Genomic DNA, 12591 nt, shown 5'->3' with positions numbered 1-12591 from the left:
GGATCCGTGAGTCATAGCTAGAAAAAACCCATGTCGCATCTTCTTGGGTTGCAGTAAGATGGGTGGTGTCGAAGCAACCATCCGTCCACAAGCCCGTGAATCTACGACATGGGTGACTCTCAAGGTACACTCTTTCCCCTGGAATTCAACCGTTCCATTCACCTCGAGGCGCGGCCGGAGTGCGTGAGCGGTGAATCGGGGTCGCTGCTGATGCGCGAACTGATGGACCGGCTCGGCTATCCGCAGCTCTTCGCGCGGCACCTGCACGACCCGCGCGACGCGGCCCGGGTGAGGCATCCATTCCAGGAACTGCTGCGCACCGCGGTCCTGCTGCTGGCCCAGGGGTGGAGCGACCAGTCCGACGTGAAGCTGCTGCGCGACGATCCGGCGCTACGCCTGGCGGTTTCCAGCCGGCGAGGACAGCGGCCGTTGCGCGAGGCGGTGGGTCGCGAGCCGGAAGGGCTGTGCTCGCAGCCCACGCTCAGCCGTCTGAGCCAGGATCTCGCAATCCCGGTGAACGTGAGCGGGATGGGAGCGGTTCTGCTGGACGCGGCGGAGCAGCGGCGGGGCCTGCGCCCCGGCCAGCGGTACAGGGAAACCACGCTGGACCTGGACTCGCTGCCGCGCGAGGTGTTCGGCCATCAGCCGGGCAGCGCCTGGAACGGGCACTACCGGATGCGGTGCTACCACCCGATCCTCGTTCGCTCGGAGTGGGGCGACTACCTGGGCGCGAAGCTGCGGCCGGGGAACGTGCATACGGCCGACGGGGGGCTCGCCTTCGTGCTGCCGATCCTGCGGCGAGCCCGCAACTGGGCGGAGCAGGTGTGGCTGCGAGCCGACGCGGGATTCCCGGAGCCGGAGCTGCTGGAGACGCTGGAGGACGAAGGCTTTCTCTACGTGGCGCGGCTGAAGACGAATGCCGCACTGGAGCGCCTGGCGGCGCCGCTCCTCGCGCTGCCCCGCAGCCCGGTGCCCGCCGGCGCAGAGCGGGTGTGGACGCACGAGCTGACGTACCGGGCCGGGAGCTGGACGCACCCGCGGCGCGTGGTGCTGGTGGTCGTGGAGCGCAGCCGCGAGCAGGGGGAACTGTTCCTCGACCACTTCTTCCTGCTGAGCAACGCGTCGGTGGCGATCAGCGGCGACGCCCTGCTGGAGCGGTACCGGCAGCGCGGAGGGGCGGAGAAGGACTTCGGCGACTGGAACCAGGCGCTGGACGTGGCGCTCTCGTCGGCGCCGCGGCCCAAGACGCACTACCGCGGCCGAGAGGTCGAGGCTCCGTACGACGAACCGGACAGCTTCGCCGCCAACGAGGCGCGCCTGCTGCTGAGCCTGGTCGTGGCCAACCTGCTGCACGCCGGCGCAGAGCTGCTGGCCCGGGATGAGGGCGGCCGGATGAGCCGCGAGCGCTTCCGCCAACTCCTGCTGAAGGTCACGGGACGCGCGCTGCTGGGCGCTCACCGCATCCGCTTCGTGATCGACGCGGCGCGGGCGGCGCTGTGGCGCCGCTTCATGCGGCGGCTGAACCACGTGTATCCGGCTCGTGGCTCGCCTCGTACCCAGGCCCTGCCCACGCCAGCGTAGCACCCTCGGGCGGGGAACTCGGGACGGTGACCTCCCCCAGCGTCATGCCGGGGGTAGGGGGCCTATGCGAGAAACCGGAGAATCATCCCCGCAAATCAGCGCCAGCACGTCAGATGGCCGCGCTGAAGCATGTTTACAGCTTAGTGAATGACCGAGGTTGATTTACCATGATGTGGTAATGGGCATGCTCCAAGCAGGCATTCTTATTGATACCGTTGCTGCAACCACCATGCTCAAAAACGTACAGCGAGATATCCGCACCGATATTGCGTCGAAGGAGGTCAATCAAAAATTGGAGGCATTTGAACAAGCTCTGCCGTTCATAGAAGGTGGTCTTGGCCATGGAAGAAGTGTGACGCTGTGGAAGAACAAGGATGTAAGGATAGACTTGCGGAGAAAAGCCGGGAACAGCGAAGACAAGCTCATTCCGATAGATCAGCCGATCGCTGTACGGCCATTGGCGGCTAAGTAGATGCAACGCGCTTTTCGGGTTAACGACTTCGATGCAGAACGGGCACTCCAATGACGAGGCTAAGTTCATGGTGACCTAAGCTGTTGAGGATAGATGGCCGTTTGTCTGTCCGCGAAAGCCAATCATAGACGCTTGTTCCGAGCCTTAGCTGGTCACGCTCAGCATGAATTTTCCGAGGGCATCCTGAAGCTTGGCAATTCCGTTAGGGTAGGGCGAGTACACATAAGACGTGATATGTTGGATGTCGAACGGAATATCAGTTCTGCTCTGCGTGCAGATAAACACTCGCTTGCCGAGAGTATGGGCAATTCCCAATTCGTAGAAAACATTCGGATTCCGACCCGTGCAGTCAGCAATCACAAACCGAGCTTTGTTGATATACTCCCAAATTCGTTGCATGATTTCGTGGTCTCCCCATTCCAAGTCACTGCGCCATGCTACGAAGCCTGCAGACTCCACAGCATTCCGATAAACTGCGAATAAGTCATCAGACCACTCAGCACCGAAAGGCATCAGGATCGCGCAAAGACTATCGTCAGGTTGAATGTTCTTGTTGTGGAAGAAGGTAGGCTTGATGTACATGATTTCTCCGTTGAGGAAGTGGTGCGGAAAATCTGGACTGCAGAAGCGGTCAAGCAGTAGCATCGCGTGATAATACTCCCAGAAATGCGTCGCCTCATTATGCTGTGATCTGAACACTCCTGTGCTGAGCAACTGCTTCGTCACGTCGGCTAGGATCGGGCACACGCGGTGGAGTACATCTTCGCCAAGCAGGCCCGTGCGAATGAAGTTCAGTGCCGTAGTCGCGATTAGCAATTCAGGGTTGTATGAAATATAGTGCTTATATCCTCCGACCGCACGATTGACAAAAAAACCTTTTATTTCACCTCCTTCTGGGAGAGAGAGATTGAAGATAAAATTGTGGAAATGTTTCGCAATCTCCTCCTGTTCTTCCGAGCTTAACCACGTTTGGAGTTCCGATAGTCCCCAAAAGGCAATCGTTTTGGCTCTCCAGCGCTCCCCCTGCGCCATCACAATGGCCTGAAGTTCTCGGATAGACCTCGCCGCTCCGGATGTAGGGCGGGGCCTCAGCCGTGAAATCGCAAGAAGCGCCTCTACTGTGGCAGAAATACGGGCTTCAAGCAGCCCATGATCACGCAATGGTTTTGCGGGTGCCCAGAGCCCCTCCCGAACGTATCCGTTCCTGTACATGAGCCGCATCATTTTATGAATGACTACTTGTTTTGGGGACTCTCGGGCATAGTAGATGCCGCTTGGAGGAGCTTCGCCTGCTTCATTGAAATCGACAATGCTGCAGCCCGGGTTCGATCAAAGGGTGTGTGGTTTGCTGTGTCGTGTTCGATTACGGGAATTAAGTGATGAACGAAAGTTTTTATCTGCTGATCTTCAACGACGGAAGCGGGAATGCCATAATGCACAGCCCGATCTAGCAGGAGCAATCCCTCGCAAGATGCATAAACTCCTGCACGCTCTGCCGTATCCCATAATTCCTGCCACCCACTCCCTGCCGTGCTCCACCTCGAAGGAAGGGTACGAGAAAGTAACGCTTGTATGCCTCGTTGGAATGCACTTGTTGCACTCGAGCGAAGGTCGCGTAAAGAGATGCAACGCGGATTGGGGTTCGTCAGCATACGATCGAGGTCGTCAGCATAGCTGTTGGAGGTGGTCGAGCGATCTACCTTACGCCGATGCCCCGAAGCTACGCTCAGGTGGGGAACGGCTCTCTCTGGATCTCAGTAGGTCGCTACGTTCAACTGGTATTCTTCAATTCGGCGGCGAATCTTCGCAAGGCAAGGATGCGCTGCTCCAATTCGCAAGCATGGTCTTCAGCCATTTCCGCGAGCGTCGGTTCCCAGCGCGGAGGAGGTGACCGACGGTTCTCCGTCTCAATGCGTGCGCGTGCAATCGTGGCGAGTTGGACTCCAAAGCGTTCAGCGATGCGGGCAAGCGTGACACTAGGGCCCTGAGTCAGGATATCTGTTGCTGTTTTGAAATCCACTCTTTGCTCCCGGTAATGTGGTAGTTACCTATTTACAACAGGCAATCAGGTAATTACATTGATACCAGCAGGGCGAAAGAACAAGGCTGGCCGCTCCTCCACCAAGAGACACGACCAGCCTCAACGCGAACCGACCCGAAGGCCGCCCGCTCGCCAAAGTTGCCCTGCTGGACGGCTGGGGTCAAGAGGATCGGAGGTCACGATGGCCAGGAAGCAGCAGGACAACGCGCCTGCACCCGCCGCGCAACCCGCCTACAAGGTCGTCAAGCGCGAGAAGGACCGCTGGTGGGAGGTGCGCGACCCGCAGGACGAGTTGGTGTGCGTGACGGTCTACAAGCGCGGCGCGGTGGAGGTGGTACGCCGGCTCGCAGCGTGACCGAGGGACGGCCGCCGCAGCCGTGGCGAAGTCAGCCGCGGCTGCTGTGGCCAGCCAATCACGTCGAAACGCTTGCGTATCATCGAATTCTGGTCTACTTAGACGGTACAGACTACGACATCAGCGGGAGTCACACCGGGGATGTCCGCACCCTCTCACTCCACCGATTCAGGCGGACAACTACCAGTCCCGAATGACGCCAGGAGAGAAGCAAACCCTATTGGAAATTCTTGATGAGCTGGAACCAGAACGCGCCCCTCTCGGACCTGTGGATGCCGAGAGGCGAATGATGGCTGTTCTTCAGCCACTCCTGGGCGCAGAAGGTTATTCAGTTCGTCATCAACCCCTATCGCACGACCACGGGTTTGATGTTATCGCACACCGTCCTGCTTCGCATACTTACGAGCAGCAAAGCATGGTCGTCGAGATGAAATACCGACGCGGTGCACGTCCATTAACGCTGGCTGACATCGGGCGGTTCATGGTTGCCGCGGTTCAACAGGACACCAACCGGGCGCTAATCGTCGCGAACACAACGTTTTCTCCAAGCGCCCAGCGGGAGGTTGCCCAATTTCTTCAGCGGGCTCGCGTTCAGATTCAGTTGTTAGGTCTTGATGACCTTCGCGCATGGATCAGCCGCCTAGAAACGGAAGAGGGAGATCTCGATGAAGAAGCACGAATAATTGTTCAGAGCCTCGCACGCGAGTTCGCGTACATGATTGCAAGGAACACTCGTGCCCTCGACCGCGTGGAGTGGAGAGACCTAGAACGTATTATTGCGGAGATCTTTAGCGGTTTAGGGTTCCACGCCGAGCTGACGCCCTCATCCAAAGATCAGGGAAGAGACGTGATTCTCGAGTGTTTCGTCGAAGGCGCACACCGAAGCTACATTGTCGAAATCAAGCACTGGAGGTCTGGAGCACGCGTGGGTAGCGAAGCGATGCGAGACTTCGTTGACGTTGTCGCGCGCGAAGCGCGAGATGGCGGGGTGTTCCTATCTACTTACGGCTACACAGGCAACGCTTTCGAAGCGATCACCGAGATCGAGCGTCAACGCGTTCGCTTTGGAGCCGAAGAGAAGATCGCAACACTCTGCCGGAAGTTCACCCGAGCGGGCGCTGGACTCTGGTCACCTCCAGAAGTGCTCGCCGACATTCTATTTGAGGGCACCGAGTAAGCGGTACCGCGTCACTTGATGGTGAAGGTGTCGCCTGTCCTACCTAACTTGACTCAGCGCCCGCCCCGCCGCGCAGTTTGCCTACACGATTGTTAAGTGCGAGAAGGACCGCTGGTGGGAGATGCGCGATCCGCAGGGCGAGCTGGTGTGCGTGACGGTCTACAAGCGCGGCGCGGTCGAGGTGGTGCGTCGGCTGGCGGCGTGACCGGGGGACGAGCGAAGCAGCCGCCGCAAAGTTGGCTGCGGCTGCTTGCGAAGTCTGTTGGAAGTGCGAGGGCCGGCATTTCCATGCCTTGGTACCGGAATACGGCGGCGGTGCGAGGCTGAAATGAAGAGGGGGGCTGAACCCTATCCAGGGCTCGGCCCCTTTCAGCCGCGCCGATCAGCCGGCGCGCTCCGCGGCGGGGGGCGGGGGCTCCGCGACGGAGTCGGGCGGCGTGGCACCGGCCGTGAACATGAGTGGCAACTCCACCCACACGCGCACCGGCCGGCCGTTCACGTAGCCGGGGGACAGTTGGAGCCTTTGCACCACCGCGATCGCCACGGCGTCGAACGCCTCGTGGGTGGACTCGGTCACCTGCACGCTCTCGGCATCGACCCGCCCGTTCTCCAGGACGCGGAACCGCACCTGCACTCTTCCTGAGACGCCGAGGCCCCGCAGCGCGGGCGGAAAGCTGTCGATGACCAGCCGGCGGATCTCCGCTCCGTTCCTGATCTGCGGCACGATCTCGACGGCGGAGAGCTCGTAGGTGCCGTCATCGGGTGGCACTTCTCTCTCCACCCTTCCAGAGACGGAGGGTGTGCGCTGCGGGAGACGTCCGGGAACCGGCGTGCCGCGGGCGCAGGGCAGCTGGTCCAATGCCGGGCCAGCCTGATCCAGGTCGTAGACCTGCTCCACCCGGGTCGCAAGGGTATGGATCACCAACCGGCGCGCCGTGCGGGCGCGGAGGGTGAAGGGGACTACGAGATCGGCCGGCAGGTACCATGTGACGACGTTCGCCCGGGCCAGTTCCGCGGTGTCCGGTGGGTCGCGGTCGAAGCGCCACTCCACGCGCCGGACGTCGTCGTCGCGGCTGAGCGCACCGAGGTTCACGCCAACGATCACGCCCCCGCCCTCCACACACTCCCATCGCACCTGTCCCATCCCCTCCCCTCGAGCGTTGACGACGGCCCTGCTGCGGTCCTGTCCCGCGGGATCCACCCCCACCACGACGTAGAAGCTCCCCACGCGTCGTGTTTGTGCCTGCGCCGGCAGCACCAGGACGAGCGCCGCAAGGGTCGGATAAAACCATGTCTTCATGATGATGCTTTGCGGGAAAGGGAGAATCGATGGGATCGCAAGCGCGCAAGGTGGATGACCTGCTGCGCCTGCTATTGATAGTGTCGCCGCTCCGCCGAATCAATTGTCGTCGCACGCCTCCCAATCCGCCGCCGATCCATCCCCAAAACCACGACGGGGAGAAACCTGCTTCCCGATCCTGGGCGTCTGCCAGCCGCGCCAGCATGCGGCCCTGCGAACAGCAGCGCCTAACGGCCTCGGCGTGCAGAGCCGACCAATCGAACACCGCTAGGCCGATGATGCTGGGGCCAGAGGCGCGGCGGTCGCCGAGGGTCGGGATAACCGGCGCGACGCCAATCCCTTCCACCGCCCCCACGCCACCGTACAGCCAGCCGCCGCTTCGTCCAGGCGGGGCGGCAAGCGCAGGTGGCTCTCGAGCGGAAGCGCGGCAGCGCTACACGCCGGCCAGCACGCCCTCTGCGAGCGGTTTCGCCGAGCGCGCCGGCTCCGCGCGCGCCGGTGCTCGCACCGGGGCGCCACCGGCCCACTCCGTCGCCGGATCGTCGGTTACGCGCAGTGCCAGCGCGGCGCGGGCAAGGCCGGCGACGGTCGGCGCCTCGTACAGGCTGCGCACCGGCAACTCCACGCGCAGGCACTCGCGCACGCGGGAGATGAGCTGCGCCGCCAGCAGCGAGTCGCCGCCGAGCGCGTGGAAATCGTCGTCCGCGCCCACGGGTCCCACGCCCAGCATCTCCTCCCACACCCGCGCGACGGACGTCTCCGTCTCCCCGCGCGGCGCGACGAAAGGCGTGGCGAGGGGCGGGCGCGGGTGCCGGGCGGCGGCTGGGCGGGAGGCGCGCTCGGCGACGGCCGGCGTGCGCGCGGGGGCGCCGTCGTCCGGGCCGGCCCAGTAGCGCCGGCGCTGGAAGGGGTACGCGGGGAGCGGAACCCGGCGCCGCCGCTCGCCCTGGTGCCACGCGCCCCAATCCACCGAAATCCCGGCGCACCACAGCGTCCCGGCCGCGCGCAGAAAGACGGCGGCGTCCGCGTGGCCGTCTCCGGTGTCCGCCGGGCGGTGCAGCGTGGCGGCCACGGCGCGCCCGCCCCGCGCGTCCGGATGGCGGCGCACCAGCGTGGCCAGGGTGGCGCCGGGCCCGCATTCCACGAACGCGCACCGGGCGTCCGCCAGCAACGTCGCCGCGCCGTCGGCGAAGCGCACCGGCTCGCGCAGGTGGCGCACCCAGTACTCCGGGTCCGTCGCCTGCTTGGCAGTGATCCACGTCCCCGTGACGTTGGAGACGAAGGGGATGCGCGGCGCGTGGCGCGGGACCGCGGTGACGGCTTGGCGGAACGCGCCTAGCGCCGGCTCCATCATGGCGCTGTGGAAGGCGTGCGAGGCGTGCAGGCGGCGCGGCTCCTCCCCGCGCGCCCGCAGCGCCGCCTCCAGCCCGGCGACGGCGTCTTCCGGGCCGGAGACCACGCACGATCCCGCGGCGTTCACCGCCGCGACGGAAACGCCGGGCGGCAGCAGGGGACGCATCTCGTCTTCCGCCAGCGGCACGGAAAGCATGGCGCCGCGCGGCAGGTCCTGCACCAGCCGCCCGCGCCGGGCCACCAGCGCCAGCGCGTCTTCCAGCGAAAAGACGCCGGCCAGCGTCGCCGCCACGTACTCGCCCAGGCTGTGGCCCAGGAGCGCCGCCGGCCGCACGCCGCGCGAGGCCCACAGGCGGGCCACGGCGTATCCCACCACGAACAGCGCGGGCTGCGTAAGCCACGTCTCCGCCAGCCGCGCGCCGGCCTCTGCCTCCTCCCCCGGCGTGGGGTGCAGCAGGGTGCGCAGGTCCAGCCCCAGCAGCGGCTGGAGGAGCGCGGCGCAGCGGTCCACCTCCGCCCGGTAGACGGGCTCCGCGTCGTACAGCCCGCGGCCCATCCCGGCGTACTGCGCCCCCTGGCCGGGAAAGAGAAAGGCCATGGGCGGCGTGCCGTCCGCCGGGCCCGCGGCCGCGGCGGGCCCGTCCAGCAGCGCGGCGCCTTCCGCGTGCGTGCGGCAGACGACCACGCGGCGGTGCTCCATCTCCCGCCGGCCCGCCGCCAGCGTCCACGCCACGTCCGCCAGCGCCTGCTCGGGGTGCGCGCGCAGGTGCGCCGCCAGCCGCTCCGCCGCCTGGTCCAGCGCCTCGGGCGTGCGGGCGGAAAGGACGAGTGACTGCCACTCGCCGCCGGGCGCGGGCGCGGGGGCGTCCGGCGTTTCCTGCAGCACCACGTGCGCGTTGGTGCCGCCTACGCCGAACGAGCTGACGCCCGCGCGGCGCACGCCGGCCCGGGCCTCCCACGGCCGCGGCTCGTCGCTCACGACGAAGGGGCTGGCGGACAGCTCCAGCGCCGGGTTGGGCGCCTGGAAGTGGAGCGTGGGCGGCAACTCTCGCGCGCGGAGCGCCATCGCCGTGCGGATGAGGCCCGCGATCCCCGCCGCGGCGTCCAGGTGCCCCACGTGCCCCTTGCCGGAGCCCAGCGCGCAGAAGCCCCGCTCGTTCGTCCCCGCCTGGAACGCCTCGGTGAGCGCCGCCACCTCCACCGGATCGCCCAGCTCCGTGCCGGTGCCGTGCGCCTCCACGTAGCCGATGGTGGACGGGTGCACGCCCGCGCGGCGGTGGGCGGCGCGGACGACCTTCGCCTGGCCGGCCACGGAAGGCGCGGCGAAGCCCACCTTGGCCGCGCCGTCGTTGTTGATGGCGGAGCCCAGGATCACCGCGTGCACCGTGTCGCCGTCGCGCAGCGCATCGTCCAGACGCTTGAGGGCCACCACCCCCGCGCCCCCGCCGAACACCGTCCCCGCCGCGCGCGCGTCGAAGGGACGGCAGCGGCCGTCGGGAGAATAAACGCCGCCGGGCTGGTGCAGGTGCCCGCCGCGCTGGGGAAAGACGATGCTCACGCCGCCGGCCAGCGCCACGGCGCACTCTTCCGCCAGCAGGCTCTGGCAGGCCAGGTGCACGGCGACGAGCGAGGTGGAGCAGCCGGTCTGCACGTCCAGGCTGGGCCCCTCCAGCCCCAGCCGGTACGACACGCGCGTGGTCAGGTAGTCGCTGGCGTTGCTGGTGCGGGCCGCCACCGGGCCGACCGCGTCCAGCGCCGCGGGGTCGTCCACCAGCATCCGCACCAGGTAGGTGGGCGGCCCCGCGCCGCCAAAGACGCCCACCGGCTCCGCGCACCGGGCAGGGTCCACCCCGGCGTGCTCCAGCGCTTCCCAGCAGCACTCCAGGAAGACGCGGTGCTGCGGGTCCATGATCTCCGCCTCGCGCGGCGCGAAGCCGAAGAAGGCGGCGTCGAACTGGTCCGCATCCTCCAGCACCCCTCGCGCGGCCACCCAGCGCGAGTCATCCAGCAGCGCGGCGTCCGTCCCCGCGCGCGCCATCTCGTCCCGGCTGAAGCGGGTGATGGATTCCGTCCCCGCGCGCTGGTTGCGCCAGAACGCCTCGATGCCGTCCGCGCCCGGAAAGCGCCCCGCCATCCCTACGATGGCGATCTCCCGCCCCGTTCGTCCCCCATCCGCCCGCGCCTGTTCCGGCAGCCCGGTGGCGGGATCGTTCCGGTCGATGGTCGCCCGCTCGTGCCCCGCATCCGCCGTGGGCGCGGCGCCGGATTCCAGCCGCGCAGCCAGGGACGCCACGGTGGGGCAGCGGAGCAGGTCCACCACCGGCACCGTGCGCCCCAGCCGCTCGCCCAGGAGCGCCTGCACGCGGGCGAGCAGCAGCGAGCTGCCGCCGATCTCGAAGAAGTTGTCGCGGGCCCCCACGCGGTCCGCGCCCAGCGCCTCGCACCACACGGCCGCGACCTCCGCCTCCAGCCCTGCGCGGGGCGCCACGTAGTCCGCCGATGCCTCCGGGCGCGGGGCGGGGAGGGCCGCGTGGTCCACCTTGCCGTTGGGCGTCAGCGGAAGCCGGTCCACGCCTACGAAGAACGCGGGGACCATGTGCTCCGGCACCCGCGCGCGCAGGTGGGCGCGCAAGGCGGCGGCGTCCGGGGCCGGGCCGCCGCGCCCCGTCGTCCATGCCACCAGCCGGCGCTCGCCGCCATCCTCGCGGGCCAGCACGGCGCAGTCGCCCACGCCGGGGTGCTCCGCCAGCGCCGCCTCGATCTCGCCCGGCTCGATGCGAAAGCCGCGGACCTTCACCTGGTGATCCACGCGGCCCATGAACTCCAACTCGCCCTCTGCCGTCCACCGCGCCCGGTCGCCCGTGCGGTACAGCCGCTCGCCGGGGGTGGATGCGAAGGGGTGGGGGACGAAGCGCTCCGCCGTGCGCCCGGGCTGGCCCAGGTAGCCGCGCGCCAGCCCATCGCCGCCCAGGTACAGCTCGCCGCCGGCGCCGGGCGGCAGCGCGCGCAGGGCGCCGTCCAGCACGTACGCCGTGGTGTTGGCCACGGGCGTCCCGATGGGGAGCGACGCGGCGTCCGGCGGCACCTCGCGGACGCGGTAGCCCGTAGCCATGGTGGTGCTCTCCGTGGGCCCGTAGCCGTTCACCAGGCGCGCGGGGCCGCCGGCGCGCAGCACGGCCGCGGCGTGGCGCGGGCTGAACGCCTCGCCGCCCACGATCATGTCTCGCACCCCCGCGAACGCGCCGGGCGCGGCCTGCGCCACCTGGTGGAACAGGGCCGTGGCCAGCACCAGCACGTCGATGCGCTCGTCCGTGAGCGTCCGGGCCAGCCCCGCCGGGTCCAGCGCCGTCTCGCGCGGCACCAGCACCAGGCAGCCGCCGTTCAGCAGCGCCCCCCAGATCTCCAGCGTGGCCGCGTCGAAGCTGGTGTTGGAAAGCTGCGCCACCCGGTCGCCCGCGCCCATCGAGTGGTGCCCGCTGTTGCGGACCAGCCGGACGACGCCGCGGTGCGGGACGGCGACCCCCTTGGGCATGCCGGTGCTGCCGGAGGTGTAGACGACGTACGCCGTCTCCAGCGCATGCCCCGGCAATCCGAGCGCGCTCCCGTCTTCCGCATCCAGCGCCCGGCGCACGGCCGCGTCGTCCAGCAGAACGGCCGGGGGCGCCTCATCGTCCAGCCAGTCTCCTCGGGCGGAGTCCGTCACCACCACGGCGGCGCCGCTGTCGCGCAGCATGTAGCGTCGCCGCTCTACGGGGTGCGCGGGATCCAGGGGCACGTACGCGGCGCCGGCCTTGAGCGCCGCCAGCAGCGCCACGATCAGCTCCGGGCCGCGCTCCAGGCACACGGCCACGCGCGTCTCCGCTCCCGCGCCCAGCCCGCGAAGCCGCCGCGCCAGGCGGTTGGCGCGCGTATCCAGCTCGGCGTACGTCATCCGCACGCCGCCGCACTCCAGCGCCGGCGCGTCCGGCCACTCCGCGGCCACCTCCTCGAACAGCCCCTGCACCGTCGCGTCCCGCGGATACGGCGCGGCCGTGCGGTTCCACTCGTCCACGACCATCCCCCATTTCGCTCCATGTGGTGGGGTTGCGATGTGGATGCGGAACGGGATGGATGCCGCCGCAGCCGAGGGAGCATGCGGCGAATGGCCGCACCCGGACGAGGGTGCAGCGGAGACGTCGGGAAAGTCGATCATGAGAAGCTCGTAGACGGAAGGGAGCGGGCGCCGAGCGGGGGAGGATGTCCGGCGCAAACTGGCGTGCGGAAAGGATCGGAAGAATGGAAACGGCGGGGCGAAACACATTGGTTTCGCCCC

The 12591-nt window shown here is 67.3% G+C and carries 8 protein-coding genes; 3 read left to right on the top strand and 5 right to left on the bottom strand.

Features of this window, described 5'->3' with window-relative positions; genetic code table 11:
- Window positions 1-108: 108 nt before the first annotated feature.
- On the top strand, window positions 109-1581 hold the full coding sequence (locus tag VGC13_RS00310; protein ID WP_331123187.1) for an IS1380 family transposase: 1473 nt from the start codon (window positions 109-111) through the stop codon (window positions 1579-1581).
- Between the two features lie 133 nt (window positions 1582-1714).
- Here VGC13_RS00310 and VGC13_RS33590 read toward each other — a convergent pair whose 3' ends face one another.
- The 3 genes from VGC13_RS33590 to VGC13_RS00295 all read right to left on the bottom strand — a co-directional run bounded on the left by VGC13_RS33590 (window position 1715) and on the right by VGC13_RS00295 (window position 4073).
- Window positions 1715-2122, bottom strand: coding sequence for an HIT family protein (locus VGC13_RS33590; protein WP_414682971.1), 408 nt, complete (start codon window positions 2120-2122; stop codon window positions 1715-1717).
- Between the two features lie 75 nt (window positions 2123-2197).
- A complete protein-coding gene (locus VGC13_RS00300) occupies window positions 2198-3274 on the bottom strand; it encodes a hypothetical protein (protein ID WP_331123185.1) in 1077 nt (358 codons plus the stop codon).
- A 550-nt stretch (window positions 3275-3824) separates the two neighbouring features.
- On the bottom strand, window positions 3825-4073 hold the full coding sequence (locus VGC13_RS00295) for a hypothetical protein (RefSeq protein ID WP_331123184.1): 249 nt from the start codon (window positions 4071-4073) through the stop codon (window positions 3825-3827).
- Window positions 4074-4275: 202 nt separating this feature from the next.
- Between VGC13_RS00295 and VGC13_RS00290 the strand changes: the two genes are divergently transcribed.
- Window positions 4276-4449 (top strand): hypothetical protein, encoded by a 174-nt coding sequence (locus VGC13_RS00290; RefSeq protein ID WP_331123183.1) that lies wholly within the window; start codon window positions 4276-4278, stop codon window positions 4447-4449.
- Between the two features lie 193 nt (window positions 4450-4642).
- Window positions 4643-5626 (top strand): restriction endonuclease, encoded by a 984-nt coding sequence (locus VGC13_RS00285; protein WP_331123182.1) that lies wholly within the window; start codon window positions 4643-4645, stop codon window positions 5624-5626.
- 382 nt (window positions 5627-6008) lie between these two features.
- On the opposite strand, the gene VGC13_RS00280 is transcribed toward VGC13_RS00285, so the two are convergent.
- On the bottom strand, window positions 6009-6926 hold the full coding sequence (locus VGC13_RS00280; protein WP_331123181.1) for an energy transducer TonB: 918 nt from the start codon (window positions 6924-6926) through the stop codon (window positions 6009-6011).
- A 433-nt stretch (window positions 6927-7359) separates the two neighbouring features.
- Window positions 7360-12336: an amino acid adenylation domain-containing protein gene (locus VGC13_RS00275; RefSeq protein ID WP_331123180.1), complete on the bottom strand. Its 4977-nt coding sequence runs from the start codon at window positions 12334-12336 to the stop codon at window positions 7360-7362.
- Between the last annotated feature and the right edge of the window lie 255 nt (window positions 12337-12591).

Source organism: Longimicrobium sp. (assembly GCF_036399255.1).
Lineage (GTDB): Bacteria > Gemmatimonadota > Gemmatimonadetes > Longimicrobiales > Longimicrobiaceae > Longimicrobium.
This window is presented reverse-complemented; position numbering and strand designations above follow the sequence as displayed.

What these genes read in the sequence shown, in the direction of transcription:
- VGC13_RS00310 (WP_331123187.1), top strand. Translation starts at nt 109, where the DNA reads ATGGGTGACTCTCAAGGTACACTCTTTCCCCTGGAATTCAACCGTTCC.
- VGC13_RS00290 (WP_331123183.1), top strand. Translation starts at nt 4,276, where the DNA reads ATGGCCAGGAAGCAGCAGGACAACGCGCCTGCACCCGCCGCGCAACCC.
- VGC13_RS00280 (WP_331123181.1), bottom strand. Translation starts at nt 6,926, where the DNA reads ATGAAGACATGGTTTTATCCGACCCTTGCGGCGCTCGTCCTGGTGCTG.
- VGC13_RS00300 (WP_331123185.1), bottom strand. Translation starts at nt 3,274, where the DNA reads ATGCGGCTCATGTACAGGAACGGATACGTTCGGGAGGGGCTCTGGGCA.
- VGC13_RS00275 (WP_331123180.1), bottom strand. Translation starts at nt 12,336, where the DNA reads ATGGTCGTGGACGAGTGGAACCGCACGGCCGCGCCGTATCCGCGGGAC.
- VGC13_RS00285 (WP_331123182.1), top strand. Translation starts at nt 4,643, where the DNA reads ATGACGCCAGGAGAGAAGCAAACCCTATTGGAAATTCTTGATGAGCTG.
- VGC13_RS33590 (WP_414682971.1), bottom strand. Translation starts at nt 2,122, where the DNA reads ATGAACTTAGCCTCGTCATTGGAGTGCCCGTTCTGCATCGAAGTCGTT.